General features: G+C 63.0%; 17 protein-coding genes. 7 read left to right on the top strand and 10 right to left on the bottom strand.

Going from position 1 to position 17,027, the window contains the following annotated elements:
- Positions 1-53: 53 nt before the first annotated feature.
- Entirely contained in the window at positions 54-2,831 is a 2,778-nt protein-coding gene (gene acnA, locus ACP15P_RS15315) for an aconitate hydratase AcnA (protein ID WP_424929328.1), read from the bottom strand.
- 205 nt (positions 2,832-3,036) lie between these two features.
- Between acnA and ccmA the strand changes: the two genes are divergently transcribed.
- Together ccmA and ccmB are read left to right on the top strand one after the other, a co-directional pair.
- Positions 3,037-3,696, top strand: coding sequence for a heme ABC exporter ATP-binding protein CcmA (gene ccmA / locus ACP15P_RS15310; RefSeq protein ID WP_424929327.1), 660 nt, complete (start codon positions 3,037-3,039; stop codon positions 3,694-3,696).
- Between the two features lie 5 nt (positions 3,697-3,701).
- Positions 3,702-4,358, top strand: a complete 657-nt coding sequence (gene ccmB / locus ACP15P_RS15305) for a heme exporter protein CcmB (protein ID WP_424929380.1) — start codon at positions 3,702-3,704, stop codon at positions 4,356-4,358.
- On the opposite strand, the gene ACP15P_RS15300 is transcribed toward ccmB, so the two are convergent.
- Together ACP15P_RS15300 and ACP15P_RS15295 are read right to left on the bottom strand one after the other, a co-directional pair.
- Positions 4,338-5,318, bottom strand: a complete 981-nt coding sequence (locus tag ACP15P_RS15300; RefSeq protein ID WP_424929326.1) for a substrate-binding periplasmic protein — start codon at positions 5,316-5,318, stop codon at positions 4,338-4,340. The genes ccmB and ACP15P_RS15300 overlap by 21 nt on opposite strands.
- A 5-nt stretch (positions 5,319-5,323) precedes the next feature.
- Complete coding sequence (locus ACP15P_RS15295) at positions 5,324-7,222, bottom strand: hypothetical protein (RefSeq protein WP_424929325.1); 1,899 nt, start codon at positions 7,220-7,222, stop codon at positions 5,324-5,326.
- A gap of 378 nt (positions 7,223-7,600) precedes the next feature.
- On the opposite strand from ACP15P_RS15295, the gene ACP15P_RS15290 reads away from it, so the two are divergent.
- The 5 genes from ACP15P_RS15290 to ACP15P_RS15270 are packed head-to-tail and all read left to right on the top strand — an operon-like array spanning position 7,601 to position 11,076.
- Positions 7,601-8,329 carry a heme ABC transporter permease gene (locus tag ACP15P_RS15290; protein WP_424929324.1) on the top strand — a complete coding sequence of 243 codons (729 nt, stop codon included), beginning with the start codon at positions 7,601-7,603 and terminating at the stop codon, positions 8,327-8,329.
- Entirely contained in the window at positions 8,326-8,487 is a 162-nt protein-coding gene (gene ccmD, locus ACP15P_RS15285) for a heme exporter protein CcmD (RefSeq protein ID WP_424929323.1), read from the top strand. The genes ACP15P_RS15290 and ccmD overlap by 4 nt, the downstream gene beginning before the upstream one ends.
- Entirely contained in the window at positions 8,484-9,026 is a 543-nt protein-coding gene (locus ACP15P_RS15280; protein WP_424929322.1) for a DsbE family thiol:disulfide interchange protein, read from the top strand. Before ccmD ends, ACP15P_RS15280 begins: the two co-directional genes overlap by 4 nt.
- 1 nt (position 9,027) lies before the next feature.
- The gene (locus tag ACP15P_RS15275) at positions 9,028-10,185 is read left to right on the top strand and encodes a M24 family metallopeptidase (protein ID WP_424929321.1); all 1,158 of its coding nucleotides are present in this window, start codon (positions 9,028-9,030) and stop codon (positions 10,183-10,185) included.
- Between the two features lie 42 nt (positions 10,186-10,227).
- Positions 10,228-11,076, top strand: coding sequence for an inositol monophosphatase family protein (locus tag ACP15P_RS15270; protein WP_424929320.1), 849 nt, complete (start codon positions 10,228-10,230; stop codon positions 11,074-11,076).
- A gap of 287 nt (positions 11,077-11,363) precedes the next feature.
- On the opposite strand, the gene ACP15P_RS15265 is transcribed toward ACP15P_RS15270, so the two are convergent.
- From ACP15P_RS15265 to ACP15P_RS15235, 7 genes are all read right to left on the bottom strand, one after another.
- Positions 11,364-11,978: a septation protein A gene (locus ACP15P_RS15265; protein WP_424929319.1), complete on the bottom strand. Its 615-nt coding sequence runs from the start codon at positions 11,976-11,978 to the stop codon at positions 11,364-11,366.
- A 21-nt stretch (positions 11,979-11,999) separates the two neighbouring features.
- Positions 12,000-12,899: an EamA family transporter gene (locus tag ACP15P_RS15260; protein WP_424929318.1), complete on the bottom strand. Its 900-nt coding sequence runs from the start codon at positions 12,897-12,899 to the stop codon at positions 12,000-12,002.
- The gene (gene ftsY, locus ACP15P_RS15255) at positions 12,900-13,991 is read right to left on the bottom strand and encodes a signal recognition particle-docking protein FtsY (protein WP_424929317.1); all 1,092 of its coding nucleotides are present in this window, start codon (positions 13,989-13,991) and stop codon (positions 12,900-12,902) included.
- 72 nt (positions 13,992-14,063) lie between these two features.
- Positions 14,064-15,185, bottom strand: coding sequence for a flagellar motor switch protein FliG (locus ACP15P_RS15250; protein WP_424929316.1), 1,122 nt, complete (start codon positions 15,183-15,185; stop codon positions 14,064-14,066).
- Positions 15,182-15,934, bottom strand: coding sequence for a flagellar type III secretion system pore protein FliP (gene fliP / locus ACP15P_RS15245; RefSeq protein WP_424929315.1), 753 nt, complete (start codon positions 15,932-15,934; stop codon positions 15,182-15,184). The genes ACP15P_RS15250 and fliP overlap by 4 nt, the downstream gene beginning before the upstream one ends.
- Entirely contained in the window at positions 15,924-16,427 is a 504-nt protein-coding gene (locus ACP15P_RS15240; protein WP_424929314.1) for a FliM/FliN family flagellar motor switch protein, read from the bottom strand. Before ACP15P_RS15240 ends, fliP begins: the two co-directional genes overlap by 11 nt.
- The gene (locus tag ACP15P_RS15235; protein ID WP_424929313.1) at positions 16,420-17,025 is read right to left on the bottom strand and encodes a FliH/SctL family protein; all 606 of its coding nucleotides are present in this window, start codon (positions 17,023-17,025) and stop codon (positions 16,420-16,422) included. The genes ACP15P_RS15240 and ACP15P_RS15235 overlap by 8 nt, the downstream gene beginning before the upstream one ends.
- Positions 17,026-17,027 lie beyond the last annotated feature (2 nt).

Below are 17,027 nucleotides of genomic sequence, written 5' to 3'. Positions count from 1 at the left end.
AAAAGGGGCCGCGCGTGGCGGCCCCTGACTGGTCGTGTCGTGTGATTACGGGATCACGCGGCTTTGGCGAGGCTGCGCAGGACGTAGTGCAGCACGCCGCCGTTTTCGACGTATTCCTTCTCAATCGCCGTATCGATGCGGCACTTAAGCGTGATCTCCTTCTCCGTGCCGTCGGCATACGTGATTTTGCACGGCACCTCGGAGAGGGGTTTGAGGTCGCCCTCGAGGCCGGTGATGGAGACTGTCTCGTCGCCCTTGAGGTTCAGGGTTTTGCGGGTGTCGCCGCCGGTGAACTCGAAGGGGATGACGCCCATGCCGACGAGATTGGAGCGGTGGATGCGCTCGAAGCTCTCGGCGATCACGGCCTTGACGCCCAGCAGTGCCGTGCCCTTCGCGGCCCAGTCGCGGGAGGAGCCGGCGCCGTACTGTTCTCCGCCGAAGATCACCAGCGGTGTGCCCTGATCCTGGTAGGCCATGGAGGCGTCGAAGATCGAGGTCTGTTCACCGTCAGGGCCGAGGGTGTAGCCGCCCTCCACACCGTCGAGCATCTCGTTTTTGATGCGGATATTGGCGAAGGTGCCGCGCATCATGACCTCGTGGTTGCCGCGGCGGGAGCCGTAGGAGTTGAACTCCCGCACCGGCACCTGGCGGTCCACAAGGTATTTGCCGGCGGGGGTGCTGTCCTTGAAGGAGCCCGCGGGCGAGATGTGGTCGGTGGTGATCATGTCGCCCAGAAGCGCGAGGACGCGGGCGTCCTTCACGTCCGAGATGGTGCCGGGCTCGGCGCTCATGTCCTGGAAATAGGGCGGGTTCTGGACATAGGTGGAACTGGCCGGCCAGTCATAGGTCAGGCTGTCAGTTGTTTCCACACTCTGCCACTTGTCGTCGCCCTTGAAGACGTCGGCGTATTTCTCCTGGAAGGACTCGCGGGTCACGGTTTTCTCGACGAGATCGGCGATCTCCTTCTGGCTCGGCCAGATGTCCTTCAGGTAGACGTCGTTGCCGTCTTTGTCCTTGCCCAAGGGTTCCTTCGCGATGTCCACGTTCATGTCGCCAACCAGCGCATAGGCCACCACCAGCGGCGGGGAGGCGAGGTAGTTGGCGCGGACGTCAGGCGAGATGCGGCCCTCGAAGTTGCGGTTGCCCGAGAGGACGCTGACGCCGATGAGGTCGTTGTCATTGATGGCTTTGGAGATTTCCGGCGCGAGCGGGCCGGAGTTGCCGATACAGGTGGTGCAGCCATAGCCCACGAGGTTGAAGCCGATGGCGTCAAGGTCGTCCTGGAGACCGGCGGCCTCGAGATAGGCGGAAACGACCTGGGAGCCGGGGGCGAGTGAGGTTTTCACCCAGGGCTTGCGGTCGAGACCAAGCTCGCGCGCCTTACGGGCCACCAGACCGGCCCCGATCATCACGTAGGGGTTCGAGGTGTTGGTGCAGGAGGTGATCGAGGCGATCACGATGGAGCCGTCATGCAGCTGATAGCTGTTTTCGTCGGTTTTGACCCAGCCGCGCTTGTGATGACCCTCGTCGCCGGGGATGGCAACGGGTTCGGGCTGGCCGCCCTCGCCTTCCCAGCGGACCTCGGCGGTTTCCGAGACGTCGCTGGCGGAGCGCTGGCCCTCGACATATTTGCGGAAGGTTTCCGCCGCCGCGTCCAGGGCAACGAAGTCCTGCGGGCGTTTCGGGCCGGAGATGGCGGGCACGACGGTGCCCATGTCCAGCTCAAGCGTGTCGGTGTAGACGGGCTCGTAACCCGGGTCGCGCCAGAGACCATTTTCCTTGGCGTAAGCTTCCACGAGGGCAATGCGGTCCTTGTCGCGGCCGGTCTGCTCCAGGTAGCGCAGGGTTTCGGCGTCGATCGGGAAGAAGCCGCAGGTGGCGCCGTATTCGGGAGCCATGTTGCCGATGGTGGCACGGTCGGCGAGCGGCACGTGGTCGAGGCCGTCACCGTAGAATTCGACGAACTTGCCGACCACGCCCTTTTCGCGCAGCATCTGCACGACCTTCAGCACGAGGTCGGTGGCGGTGGTGCCCTCGACCATGGCGCCGGTCAGTTTGAAGCCCACGACCTCCGGGATAAGCATGGAGATGGGCTGGCCGAGCATGGCGGCCTCGGCCTCGATACCGCCAACGCCCCAGCCAAGCACGGCCGCGCCGTTGACCATGGTGGTGTGACTGTCGGTGCCGACGAGGGTGTCGGGGTAGGCGACCTCGGTGCCGTCCTGGTCGGTGTCGGTCCAGACGGTCTGGGCGAGGTATTCGAGGTTGACCTGGTGGCAGATGCCGGTTCCCGGTGGAACCACGCGGAAGTTGTTGAAGGCGGACTGGCCCCATTTGAGGAAGGTGTAGCGCTCCATGTTGCGCTCGTATTCCCGGTCCACATTCATCTGGAAGGCGCGGGGGTTGCCGAACTCGTCGATCATCACGGAGTGGTCGATGACGAGGTCGACGGGGTTGAGCGGGTTGATCTTCTCCGCGTCGCCGCCCAGCGCCACAATGCCGTCGCGCATGGCGGCAAGGTCAACCACGGCGGGAACGCCTGTGAAGTCCTGCATGAGCACCCGGGCGGGACGGTAGGCAATCTCGCGGGGGTTTTTGCCGCCCTTCTCGGCCCATTCGGCGAAGGCTTTGATGTCGTCGACGGCGACGGTTTTGCCATCCTCGAAGCGGAGGATGTTTTCCAGCACGACCTTCAGCGCCGCGGGGAGTTTTTCGAAGTCACCAAGCCCGGCCTCGGAGGCCGCTTTGATGGAGTAATATGCGTACTCTTTGCCACCCGCTTTCAGCGTTCGGCGGGTGTTCGACGTATCGTTTCCAACTTGAATTGGCATGGTGGCTCAACGCTCCCTCGGATATGTGAACTGAAGATCTGTACCGTTCATCATATGGGCATTAACCACATCATCGCAAGATGATCGAAGCTGACAGTATGCAATTGTATACCTGAATTTCATTGATGAATGCGGGTCTTCCTGAAATGGCGGTCTTCAGTTTTAAAACCTTTTCCCCGGTGTTTGGTTCCGCTAACCACGCTGCATGGTTTTGACCGTTTCCAACCTCGACTGCGACAGATCCGGGCGACCGGTGCTGAGAGGCGTGGGGTTTGATCTCGAGCCTGGGCGGGTGCTGTTTCTGCGCGGTCCCAACGGGTGCGGGAAGTCGACCCTGCTGCGCTGTGTTTGCGGGCTTTTGCCGATCAGTGGTGGTGAGATCGAGGCGGCGGGCGCGAGTATGGCGCGGGAGCCGGATGCCTGTGTGGAGCGGATGGCCTATGCCGGGCATCTCGATGCGATCAAGCCGCAGCTGACCGTGGCGGAGAACCTGGAGTTTTGGGCCGGGCTGTTCGGAACCGGGGATGCGGGTGCGGCGCTGGAGGCGTTTGACCTGCGGGGGATTGCCGACCGGCCTGCGCATTTCTGTTCAGCCGGGCAAAAACGCAGGCTGGGGCTGGCGCGGCTTCTGGTGGCGCGGCGGGAAATCTGGCTTTTGGATGAGCCGACGGTGTCGCTCGACACGGATGCGGCGGCGCTTCTGGCCGGGGCGGTGCGGACGCATTGCGAGGCGGGAGGGGCAGCACTGATCGCGACCCATGACGACCTGGCCCTGCCCCACTCGGATGTTCTACGTTTGGAGCCGGTGCGGATGGCGACGGTTGCGCCCGCCTCGAACCCGTTTCTTGAGGGGGCCGGTTTTTGAGCGCGCTGCGCACGGTATTGGGGCGGGAGTTGCGGCTCGCGGTGCGCTCGGGCGGCGGGGCCGGTCTGGGGCTCGCGTTTTTCCTCATCATCGTGCTGCTGGTGCCGTTTGGGACCGGGCCGGAGCCGGAGCGGCTGGCGACCGTGGCGGCGGGGACGCTGTGGATTGCGGCGCTGCTGTCTTGCCTGCTGTCGCTCGACCGGCTGTTTCAGACGGATTACGAGGACGGGACGCTGGATGTGCTGGTGCTCTCGCCCGTGCCTTTGGAGGCTCTGGTGGCGGTCAAGGCGTTCGCGCACTGGCTGACCACGGGGTTGCCGTTGCTGGTGGTGGCGCCGGTTCTGGGGGTGACGCTCAATCTGGCGGTGGAGGCGCAGCCGTGGCTGGTGTTGAGCCTTGCGCTGGGGACGCCGGGGCTGAGTTTCCTGGGCGCGATTGGCGGGGCGTTGACGCTCGGGCTGCGCCGGGGTGGGCTGCTTTTGTCGATTTTGGTGCTGCCGCTTTATATCCCGACGCTGATTTTGGGCGCGATGGCGGTGGGCCAGGCGGCGGACGGACAGGATCCGTCCACGTCGCTTTTTTTGCTGGCGGGACTGACGGTGTTCATTCTGGCGATGGCGCCATTTGCAGCCGCGGCGGCGTTACGGGTCAGTTTGAGGTGAGCCTTCGGGTATCTGGTTGATGCGGAAGAGGGTTTCGAGGAAGGCTGACATGTCCATACCCTCAAAATGGCCCTTGAAGCGGTCGATGGCGGTGCCGTGGTAGAAAACCTCGTAGATGGCCTTGTTGAAATCCGGGCGGAAGCCGGGGGTTTTTGAGGTCACCACGAAGGCGTAGGGCTCGTAGCTGGTGGCCACGGATGAGACGTCGAACTCGCAGGGCTCGTGGTTGAGGGTGGCCTGCTCGCGGACATAGGCGTTTACGATATCGAGATCGCCGAAATAGTATCTCAGGTCCCCACGACAGAAGGCGGCGATGCCCTCGGAATGGGAGGGTTGCGGGACCGGGCAGGCGAACTGGTTTTCACCGAGGTTTAGGAGGTTGCGGGCCACGATGTCCTTCAGGACCTCATCGACGGTGGTGCCGGTTACGAAGCCGGCGGCGAAATGGACCGGAGGAGCCGGGTCGCCGTTTTCCTCAGCGGCCGGTTCAGGGGCCGGATGGCCGTGGCACAGTGCGGGGTCGGCGGGTTCGGTGAGGATGCCGTAGTCGTCATTTTTGGCGGTCACAAAAGTACCGTTGGCCACAAAGACAATCGGGGAGAAGGCGAAGCGCTCCGGGGTGTTTCCGTCATTGCCGAGATCAATGAAGCGCTGGATGCGGTGCAGCGTGATGGTTGTGGGGTCGCAGAGCAGGTCAATCTTCGGCCCCTCCCCCTTCAGGAAGGCCGCGCGGGTGGCGGCGTCGATGGCGACCTGGGTGAAGGGATAGCCGGCGCGGGTGACGGCATCGGTGCAGATGTCCACGAGGAAGCCCAGGAAGCTGTCATTGGACCGGTCGTACCAGGCGAAGGGTTTTGCATCGACGCGCACGCCCATGGTGATGACGGGTTTGTCGGTGCGGGACTGCGCCGCCAGGGGTGACGCGAGGGCAAGGCAGACAAGGCAGAGAAGAACGCGCATGCCGGTCATTCCGCCGCCTGTTCCTGGAGTTCGGTGACGTGCGGGTCCTCCTCCAGCATCCAGGAGAATTCCTGCTTGAGGGTGCCGCGGATATAGTAGCCCACGGCGAGGCCGATGAGACCGGCGGGGATGGCGACCCTGAGAATGACGGGAAGCTGTTCGACGAGGATGAAATCGGCGCCCCGGGCGGACAGGGCAACCTGGGCGGTGAAGGCGCGCATGGTGGCACCGGCCGCGGCCATGACGAGGCCGGTCAGAATCGGCAGGCGGCTGAGGATGCGGTCCGCGCCGCTGCGCCAGGCATCGGTGATGAGGATGACCATGAGGGCGAGAACCGGGCCGAGCATGGCCTGGGGGGCCTCATATTCAAAGGCGTAGCGTAGAACGGAGAGGAAGTTGTCGCGCACGGGTTCCCAGCCGACGGCGAAAGTGGTTGCCATGATGTTGTAGAGCACGCGGCAGCCGACGGAGGCGAAGGCGGCAATGGCGAGAACCTGGAGCAGATCGGGGAGCCATCGCGCCCAGTTATCAGTGAAGATGTTGCGCCAGGTGCCCTGGCGGCTGGCCTCCTGGTGGTAGCGGATCGCCAGAAACAGGGCGAGCGCGTAGGTCAGGAGCGCGAAGAACATGGTCAGGAGCGCGAGGCCCATCTGACTCTGGCCCGTGGCGGAATTGGCGCTGGTCACGGAGTTCTGGCCGAAGAAAAGGCCGTAGATGAACGTGACGGTCAGGACGGCGAGGGTTGAACGGGACCAGAGGACCATGTCGATGCTGTCGCGGTCGAGGGCGTGGTTTCCGTCGCTGACGAACTCCATCAGGCTGCTGCGGGCGAGACCCATCTGGTGTTCGTTTTCGGTGATGTCGTCGGTACCGTTGCGGGTCCAGCCGAGGCGTTCGGCCTCGGCCGCGGTGGGAACGATCTCGTGCTCAACATACAGGACGCAAAGGACGCAGACATCCATGGCGAGGCGTTCGGCCTCCTCCGCGATTTTTTCCCAGACGGCAAACATGCGGGCGTTGCCGTTTTCGTCGGTGGTGTCCTGCTCGCCCGTGGTGAGCGTGTCGAGGTCGAGCACGAGGCGGCCGATGCGTTTGCTGACATCGGCCTCAATGTCTGAGAAGCCGTCGCGGATGACCGCGCGGCTGAGGTGGAGTTTGTCCTCCAGCACCCAGGCACGAAAGGCCATGATTTTTCGCAGGTCGGTGCTGAACTGGTGGGGTTCGTTGAGGATGCCGCCGGCGATGGATTCGCAATGGTGGATGCGCTGCCAGTCTCGGGGAGCGATGAGGTAGGTTTTGCCGTCGGCGTCGTCGATCTTCAGGGGTTTGCGCTTGAGCTGAACACTGCCCGCGATGAGGCGGGTCGGGATGCCGGAGAGGCGGTGGGCGAGGAAGCGGATTTTTTCCTCGACGCGTAGAAGGATGGGAACGCTTGGGGCGAGACCGACCATGACGAGGCTGACGCCGAGGGGGATCATGGGGTCTCCGGTGCGCTCGGGCGGCGGTGCGCATTCGCCGGTGCCGGCGGAGAGGTCCTGACCACCGATCACGGCCTGCGGGGAGAAGCCGGTGACGGCGGTGTTGATGGCGGTTTGACAGTTTGTGGGAAGCTGCGGTGCGCCGACCTCATCGGAGATCCCGCCCGCCCCCGCGATTTCCAGCCCGAGAAGCGGGAAGAGAATTTCGACATAGGCGCAGAGGGTGAAATAGATGACCAGCAGCAGCACGACATATACGAGATAGGCGCGCATGTAGATGCCGCTCTTGCGCATCTTGGATGGGGTGAGAATTTCGATCAGCCGGGTCAGTTCGCGTGAACCGTCATAGGACGGTCGCTGGAACTGGTCCCAGGCGAAGACAACAATTATGACGGCGCCGAAGATCAGCGCTACGGTATAGTCCATGCCGGGCAGTCCTTCTGGTGGTTTCCCAGGAAGGGACGGTCAGAAAAAGCTCAGTTGCACTGCTGAACGGCAGGATTGCAGGGGGCGTTTTGGGCCGACACGGATGCCGGAGCAAACATACTGGCGGCGGCTATTGCGACAGCCACAAATAAAGCCGTTCCATTACGTCGTTTTCTCATACGAAAACCTCCACCTCCGAAACAATATGTTGGTTAATATACCACAAAGACGGGAAAATTAGAAGTCCAGTAAAATCGCTATACGATAGCACCACTGGAATACAGGGGCCGACCCGCCCCAGGATATTGTGAGACAAATCCGTGGGCGAATCGGCGCAAAACAGTTGCGCCCGTACGGGTGGCCAGGTAACTCATCGCCATGAGCCTTTGGAAATACGCCAACCCTTCGGAATTCATGCGCATTACCGGGCCGGTTTTGCCGGTGGTCTGGGTGTTGGCGGCGGCGTGCATGGCCGTGGGGCTTGGATGGGGTTTTTTCGCGACGCCGGATGACTATCAGCAGGGCTCGACGGTGAAGATCCTGTTTCTGCATGTGCCCGCGGCGCTTATGGCGATCAACACCTGGTTCATGATGCTGGTGGCGTCGCTGATCTGGTTTATCCGGCGGCATCACGTGTCGGCGCTGGCGGCGAAAGCGGCCGCGCCTGTTGGGGCGGTGATGACGGTGGTGACGCTGTTGACCGGGGCGATCTGGGGTGAGCCGATGTGGAACACGGCCTGGGCCTGGGACCCGCGGCTGACGTCGTTTTTCATCCTGTTCGTGTTTTATCTGGGCTATATCGCGCTTTGGGCGGCGATTGAGGATCCGGACAAGGCGGCGGATCTGACGGCGATTTTGTGCATGGTGGGATCGGTCTTTGCGGTTCTGTCGCGCTATGCGGTGTTTTTCTGGAGCCAGGGGCTGCATCAGGGGCCGTCTTTGTCGCTCGACAAGCAGGAAAACGTGCATGACGTGTTCTATTTCCCGCTGATCATAAGCATCGCGGGGTTTGTTCTGTTGTTCGTGGCGCTGGTTCTGATGCGGACGCGGACGGAGATCCGGCTGCGGCGGCTGCGGGCGTTGCAGGAGATGGAGGCGCACGCATGATGCCGGAACTGGGCAAATATGCCGGGACGGTGCTCGCGGCCTATGGCGTGAGTATTGTTTTGCTGGGCGGGCTGACGGTTCTGTCGGTTTTGCGGGCGCGGAAGGTGCGTGAGGATCTGCGGCGTATCGAGGCCGGGCGAAGGGAGCGAAGCGAATGACAAAACGGAAATTCAATCCTCTGGTGCTGCTGCCTCCGCTTTTGTTTCTGGCGTTCGGGATTGCGGCCTGGGTTGGGCTGACGCGGGAAAATCCCGACGAGCTGCCGAGTGCCCTGGTGGGCCGGACCACGCCGAGTGTGGCGGGGCTCGCGCCAATGGATGGTGGGCCAGTGCCCTCCGATGAGGATCTGCGCGGCGATGGAATGAAGCTTGTCAATTTCTGGGCCAGCTGGTGCGGGCCGTGCCGGGCGGAGCATCCGTTGCTGATGGAACTGGGTGAGAGCGAAGTTCCGGTGATCGGGATCAACTACAAGGACAGCGCCGACAATGCCGCCGGGTTCCTGGAGGAGCTTGGCAATCCCTATGACAGTATTGGCGCGGATGCGGACGGGCGATCCGGGATCGACTGGGGGATTTATGGCGTGCCGGAGACCTTTGTGGTTGGGCCGGACGGAGAGATCCTGCATCGTCACCCGGGGCCGTTGACGGTGGATATTTTCAACAAACGGATACGGCCGCTGCTGGAAGGGCAGTCCTGATTTGGAAAAGAACCTGCATTTTTCGCTGGATGAGTTTGCCGCCCGACAGGTGACAACGATTGCGGAAATGCAGAGGAACGGCATCGAGGCGCTGGTCCTGTTTCGGCAGGAGAGCATGTACTGGCTGACCGGGTATGACACGTTTGGATACGTGCATTTCCAGGCAATGGTTTTTACGGCGGCGGGTGATCCGGTGCTGCTGACGCGGTCGGCAGACCGGTTGCAGGCGGAGTTCACCTCCGTGGTGCCGGATGTGCGGATCTGGGTTGATGTGGAAGGCGCGACGCCGGAGGCGGATCTGCTGGGGATTCTGGTGGAACTTGGGCTGACGGGGAAGACCCTCGGGGTTGAGTGGGAGGCCTATGGGCTGACGGCGGCCAAGGGGCGCAGGGTTGAGGCGGCGCTGGCGGACGGGTTTCCGATGGTGGATGCGTCCCTGCTGATAACGCGGCTGCGGGCAGTGAAGTCCCCGGCGGAGATTGCACATGTCAGGCGCGCGGCGGAACTGGCCGATGCCGGGCTGGATGCGGCGGTGGAAGCCACGGGGCCTGGGGCGTTTGAGGGCGACATTCTGGCGGAGTTGCAGGGCGCGATTTACCGGGGTGGCGGTGATGATCCGGCCAATGAGCAGATTATCGGGTCGGGGCATGGGGCGCTGATGTGCCGGTATTTCACCGGGCGGCGGCATCTGGAGACGAATGACCTTCTGACGCTCGAGTTCGCTGCTGGCTGGCGGCATTACCATGCGGCGCTGATGCGCACGGTTGTGGTGGGTGAGGTGCCGGCCGGGCTTGAGGACATGCACAAGAGTGCGCATGAGGCTTTGCTCGCCTGCGAGGAGGCGATGCGGCCAGGGGAGCCGGCGGGTGCGGTGTTTGACGCCCATGCGGTGACGCTCGACCGGCTGGGCATGACGGATTTCCGGCTGAATGCCTGCGGGTATTCGTTGGGCACGACCTTTGCGCCGAACTGGATGGACTGGCCGATGTTTTACGCCGGGCAGAGCTATGAGATGCGGCCGGGCAACGTGTTTTTCGCCCATATGATCCTGTTTGACGCGGACCGCGGGCTGGCGATGACGCTGGCGCGGACCTCGCTGATTACGGAGACCGGGGCGGAGCCGCTGTCGAAGGCGTCGCTTGAGATGATCCGGCGCTGAGGCGTTCGGCAGTGAAATTCAGGGAAAACGGTAGTTCGGAATATGACTTCATCCAGCCATTACATTGACCGCGACATTGAGGATTTTCTGATCGCGACGGTGCGCGACGCGGCGGCAAAGGCGATCATGCCACGGTTTCGGAACCTGTCCGGGACGGATGTGGCGGAGAAAACCGGTGAAACGGACCTGGTGACCCTGGCCGATACGGAGGCCGAACGGCTAATGACGGAGGCCATTCGGCGGGAGTTGCCGGAGGCGATTGTTGTCGGCGAGGAGGCCGTGTCGGCGGACCCTTCCCTGCTGGGCCGGATTGAGGGTGCGCCGTTCTGCGTCATTCTGGACCCGGTAGATGGTACCTGGAATTTTGCCCATGGCCTGGGGCTGTTTGGGGTTATTCTGGCCGTGTGCCGTTATGGGGAGCCGGTGTATGGGCTTCTTTATGATCCGGTGACGGATGACATGATCGGCGGGAATATGGGGCGCGGTGCGTTTCGTGGAATTGAGCGGCTGAAGCGGGAGAAGCTGCGGGCGTCGTCAAAGACCGAATTGGGGACGCTGTCGGGCTATGTACCGATGAACATCTTCCCGCGCGAGGTTCAGCCGGACCTGGTGGCTGCGGTGCCGGAGTTTCTGCGTATTCTGAACCTGCGCTGTGCGGTGCATGAGTACCGGATGGTGGCGCAGGGGCATATGGATTTCTGTCTCTCGGGGACGCTGAACAGCTGGGATCACGCGGCGGGGAGCCTGATCGTGCGGGAGGCCGGTGGGGTGTCGAAGACGCTGACCGGTGAGCCGTATTCGGCGGCTGTGAACACGGGGTATCTGTTGACGGCGGGGACGTCAGCGGCGTGGAACGCGCTGGCGGAGCGGTTTGCGTTTTTGGTGAGGTAGGGGGGCACCGCTGTCTCCCCATGGGCTAAACGCTGAGATAAAAAAACCGCGTTCTGCAATGCAGGGCCTGGTGTTGGGCAAAGGTCCTGCCACCATCCCCGGCGTGTCGGCACGACACGCCATGCCCGACTTTCCCCCCGGGAGGGCATCCCGACGTCGGCCTCCGCTCAACGGTTTCGCGAATTTGCGCGATACGCGCTGAACAATCCGGTCGGAGCCCTCCCAAAGTCGGGCATGGCGCGTCGCGCCTTGGGTCAGGGCGCCGGGACACCTGACGCGAAAGCGGATCAGGCCGCCCGGTCGTCCTCGGGGTCGAGCATGTAGCCCTGGAGCATGGGGAACTGGCTCATGACAAAGGCAAAGTTGGCGAGCGGCAGGATGAATGTGCGGAAATTCACCCAGGTGTCGGTGCCGAAACCGCGCCAGACGACCTCGTTCAGGACGGCGAGTACGACATAGAACAGGACAAAACGCCGGGTGAGTTTCATCCAGCCCTCGTCCTGGAGCGGCACGAGTTCCTCCATGAGGTATTTCAGGTAGCTCACGCCACGGGCGAGACCGAAGGCCAGGATGCCGGCGAAGAGCAGGTAGAGGATGGTGGGCTTCATCTTCACGAAGGTGTCGTCGCGCAGGATGAGCGTCAGGCCACCGAAGATTACGACCACCACGGCCGTGATCACCGCCATTTTGGGCAGGTGGCGGGTCAGGAACCAGCTTGCGGCAAGGGTGGCGAGGATGGTTGGGATAAAGACCTTGGTTGAAAACAGGATCTGCTCAAGCTGGCGCTCCATGGTTTCCAGCCCCTCCGGCACGGGGGCGAAACGGTAGGCCAGGAAAAACACGGCGATGGGACCAATCTCCAGCACCAGTTTCAGAATTGGATTGATTTTGCGTTGTGTCATGCCTGCCCTTTATCCCGGCTGTCAGCCAAATTCCACAATTACCGCACCCAGCGCGATCAGGATTATGAGAAATCCGCGAATTGCGCCGACCTTTTCGCCAAGGAAGGCCCAGCCGATGAGCGCGGCGAAGACCACCGACGTTTCACGGAGGACGGCGGCTTCGCCCACCTTGTCGAGACGGGTGGCGAGCATGACGGAGCCGAAGCTGATATAGGCCACCAGGCCGCCGATGAGGCCGCGGCGCATCAGCGGGGCCAGTGCGGGCGGGTCGTACATGGTGCGGTAGCGGATGAGGGCTATTACCGGGAACACCAGCCCGTCGACGACGAAGAACCAGGCGAGGAAGGTAAACGGGTCCGGCGTGGCGCGGATGCCGTAAGCGTCGTAGGTGGTGTAGATCGCCACGAAGAACCCGGTCAGCGTGGCCCAGGACAGGGCTGTGACGAGGCGTTTGCGGTCGAGCGTGGCGGAGCGGACGTTGATGACGGCGAAGAGGAAAATCGAACCGGAGAGCAGGAGCAGGCCCAGCCACTGCGCAAAAGAAAAATGTTCGTGAAACACGATGCTGGCGCCGATTACCGTGACCAGCGGGCCCATGCCGCGCACGATGGGGTAAACCACGGTGAAGTCGCCGGAGACGTAGGCCTTCGCCTGGGAATACTTGTAGCCGATATGGATGATCATGGCGCCGAGGAGAAGCAGCCAGACATGGGGTTCGGGCCAGGCCACGACGAACAGGGCGAAGGGCAGCGCCATGGCGGCGTAGCAGAAGTCTATGGCACCGCGGGACAGCCAGGGGTCGTGGCGGCCCTTCTGTAGCGCGCCGAAGACCGCGTGGGACACGGCGGCGAGAAGTGCGAGACAGAGTGCGACAACGGGTGCCGCCGGGGTGCCTTCGAGCCCGGTGATCCAGGCGGACATTTACTGCAGGCCAGTGAGGGCCCGGGCGAAGTCCTCCGGCTCGAAGGGGGCAAGGTCGTCGATGCTCTCGCCCACTCCGATGGCATGGATGGGCAGGCCAAATTTATCAGCCAGAGCCACAAGCACGCCACCCTTGGCGGTGCCGTCGAGTTTGGTCATGACGAGGCCGGAGACATCGGCGATTTTCTGGAAGATCTCGACCTGGGCCAGTGCGTTCTGTCCGGTGGTGGCGTCGAGGACCAGAAGCGTGTTGTGGGGGGCTTCGGGGTCTTTCTTGCGGATGACGCGCACGATTTTGGCGAGTTCCTGCATCAGGTCGTCGCGGTTTTGCAAACGGCCGGCGGTGTCGATCAGCAGAAGGTCAGCCCCCTCCTCCGCGGCGCGGCCCATGGCGTCAAAAGCGAGGCTCGCGGGGTCGGAGCCCTGGGGGGCGGTCATGACCGGCACGCCGGCGCGGTCGCCCCAAATTTGCAACTGCTCGACGGCGGCGGCGCGGAAGGTGTCGCCGGCGGCGATTACGACCTTTTTGCCCGCGGCCTGGAACTGGCTGGCAAGTTTGCCGATGGTGGTGGTTTTGCCGGAGCCGTTGACGCCGACCACGAGCACGACCTGGGGGCGTTTGGAATAGATGGGGATGGGCTTGGCGACGGGTTCCAGAACGGCGGTGATCTCGTCGGCCAGAAGCTGCTTCAGGCCATCGGCGTCGATGCGGCGGCCGAGGCGGCCCTCGGCCATGTTCGAGGTGATGCGCAGGGAGGTGTCCACGCCCATATCGGCGGTGATCAGCAGATCCTCGAGGTTTTCCAGCATGGCGTCGTCAAAGATGCGGGCTTTCTCGGAGCGGCGGAACAGCCCTCCGGCGAGACCGGGTTTTGCCGAGGGCGGGGTCTGGGTCGGATCGGCCGTGGGCACCGGTGCGGCGGTTGAGGCGGGAGACGGCGCGGGTGCGGGCGTGGGAACCGGTTCGGGCGCCGGCGCGTCAGCCGGTTCGGGCGGCGCGGGCTGCGCCTCGTCCATGATGGCGTCCAGTCCCTCGTCGATTTTGTTCGACGATTTAAACAGACGGTCCTTGAGTTTTTTGAAAAAGGCCATGCCACCCCCAAAAGGAAAACATGGCCTCAATATCCCCGCACGGGCGGGGATGCAATTCGGCTTGGATCAGGATCAGGCGGGAGCGGCCTCGATAAGCTTGATGGTTCCGGCCTTGGCGAGGTTCTGTATGACCTTGGTCATCTCGATCTGGGCGGTCTCGCCCTCTTTGGCGGGGACGTTGTCCATCGCCTCGAGATCCTCGCGATAGCGTTCGGCCAGACGGCGCGGCAGGTTGCCGATCATGTATTCCACCGTCTCGCTTTCCTGCATCATGCCGAACTTGAACGCGGTCAGGACGTCCTCGTCCTCCATTTCGCGCAGGATGCCTGGAACATCGCGACCCGCAACGCGTGTGAGAATGTCCTCGAACGTGAACATGGTGCGCTGAACGTCCTGGGCCAGGTGCGCGTCCTTTTCCTCGAGGAAGGCAAGGAAGCCGTCGCGAGCCTCGCTGGAGATGTTGTTCATCAGCCCCGCGATGAGATCCGCCGGGCGGCGTTTGGACAGGTTGTTCTGCAGAACGGAGAGGAAGTCGCGCTCGATGGCGGCCTCGATGCAGGCGTTGACGTTCTCGTCCACGCTCGGGATGCGGGAGAGGCGCAAAACGATGCTGCGGGCAAACTCGGCTTCGAGTTCCTCAAGCACGGCGGCGGCGGTCTCGTATTTGATCTCGCTCAGGACCACGGCCACGGTCTGGGGGTGGTTCATGGAGAGGAACGTGGCCAGGGCCTTGGGCGGGGCGTCGCCGAGACGCGCCCAGACGCTGCGCTGCATGCCTGGGTTGTGGCCGGCCAGAATGCGGTCGATTTCGCTTTCCTCGACGATGCCGCGCAGAAGTTCGCGGGCCGCCTGAGCGCCGCCGGAGAGTTCGGGGCCGATGGAGAGCGACTGGATAAACTCAACGATGATTTCGTCGAGGGCTTCCTGGCTGATCTTGCCGAGGCTGGCGAGAGCGTTGGCAAAACGCTCCATGTCGTCGTCCTTGAGTTGTTCGAGGACGCCGGAGGCAAGCTCGGGGCCAATTGCGGTCAGAAGCACCGCGGCCTTGTCGATGGGGCGCGGGGCAACGACAAGAGCACCCTGCCCGCCGGGTTTTACCGTGGCGACACCCGTACCGGTTGCGGTGGCCGGGACGTTTTCCGTCTGCTGCTCTTCGGGTCTTGCAAGGACCAGTTCGGCTCCGGTCTCACTCATGACGCATAACTCCTTACCAGTGCTCCAGCCAACAGGCTCCAGCCGTCAGCAACGACAAAGAATGCCAGTTTAAAAGGAAGGGCGACGACGGCGGGCGGCACCATCATCATGCCCATCGACATCAGAATTGCCGCAATGACCAGGTCGATGACCAGGAACGGCACGAAAATAAGAAAACCCACCTCGAAACCGCGTTTGATCTCGCTGAGCAGGAATGCCGGAACGAGCGTGGACAGGGGAACGGAGCCGTCCTCACCGATCTGGCGGATGGGGGCGGCGTCGGAGAGGATCTGGATCGTGTCGGTGTCAACGCGGCCCTCCATGAAGAGGCGGAAGGGCTGCATGGTGGGCTCGAACGCCTCTTCCGGGTCGAGCTGTCCGTTGATCATGGGGTCGACACCAGCGGCCCAAGCGTCCTGGAACACCGGTTCCATCACGAACCAGGTCAGGAAGAGCGCGAGGCTGATAATCATCATGTTGGGCGGCGCGCTTTGCACGCCGATGGCCTGACGCAGGATCGACAGGACCGTCACCATAAAGGGAAAGCAGGTCACCATGATGGCAAGGCCCGGGGCCAGGCTCAGCAGGGTGAGAAGAATGAAAAGCTGTACCGTCCGCAGGCTCAGTGTGTCGCCGTCCCCGAAGGATAGGGAAACGTCCTGCGCCGCGACGGGCGCGGCGGCAAAAACCAGTCCAAAGGCCACGCAGCCCAGAAGGGCCACGCGGACAGATGGAATTTTACATGTCATTTGAGAAATCTGCCACTTCGGTAAGACGCACGCCCAGGCGGTTGCCCTCCTCGCCGATCTCCTGAAGCTCGCCACGGGCGATCAGGCGGTCGGCGATGTAGAGTTCAACGGGATCGTTGACCGAGGCATCCAGCTCAAGCACGGAGTCGCGGCGCAACTCCACCAGGTCGCTGACCGTCGGGCGGGCCTTGCCCACGGAGACGGTCACCTCGATGGGAACGCCGTGGAAGACGCTGCGGGCGCCGGATTTTTTCTTCGGTGTCTCAGCCGCCGGCTGTGCGGCGGCGGCCTCCTCCGGTTCCGGTTCGGGAGCGGCTTCGGCGGGAGCCTCCTCCTCGACACCGGCGTCGGTGGGCTGAGCGGCGCCCATGCCGCGCCGTTCGACACGTCCTTCGCCCGCGGGATCTACGGGTTCAGCAGCGCCGCCCGGTTCCCCTGCTGTTGCGGAGGTTTCCTCTTCCGGTACATCTTTACCCAGATCATCATCACTCATTGTCTTCGTTCCCGGTGGTGGAATGGAAATGCAGTTTTACACATCCAAGTATTTCTTCGACGCAGGCATCCAGATCGATGTGGTCATACCCCTGGTCCCAGATAATGCGGGCCTCCTTGGGGAGCAGTTCGCCCGCCATCTCCACATCCGCATCTAGGCTGCGCTCGTTAACCAATCGTTGCAGCGGCTCAAAAAGTTCACTTGAACACCGCACGCGCGGACGGGCCTTGGGGCACGAATCAAGCGCCTGACGGACCAGCCGGCCGATCTCGGAAATCAGGCCATGTTCCGCCAGAACCGGCGCAATCGCGCGGGCAATTGTTTCCACGATGGGGACCATGCTGGCGCTCACGTGCTGGCGGGCGGCCTCGTTGGTCATGCCCGCGTCGTAGAGCGCCTCGATGAGTTCCGCGGTCAGGCGGCCCTGATCATTGAGGTATTCCTCGGTGGCGGCGGAGCGCCCGTCGATCACGCCCTGGGCGTAGGCCTCCTCACGGATGGCTTTCAGGTCGGGGGCCGGGATCTCCTTCTTTTTGGGAGGGGGCGCGACCTTCTTTTTCTCCTCGGGAGAAAAGGTTTCCAGTTGGAAGTTTCCCATCG

The sequence above is a fragment of the Amaricoccus tamworthensis genome, from assembly GCF_049800875.1.
GTDB classification, from domain to species: domain Bacteria; phylum Pseudomonadota; class Alphaproteobacteria; order Rhodobacterales; family Rhodobacteraceae; genus Amaricoccus; species Amaricoccus tamworthensis.
This window is presented reverse-complemented; position numbering and strand designations above follow the sequence as displayed.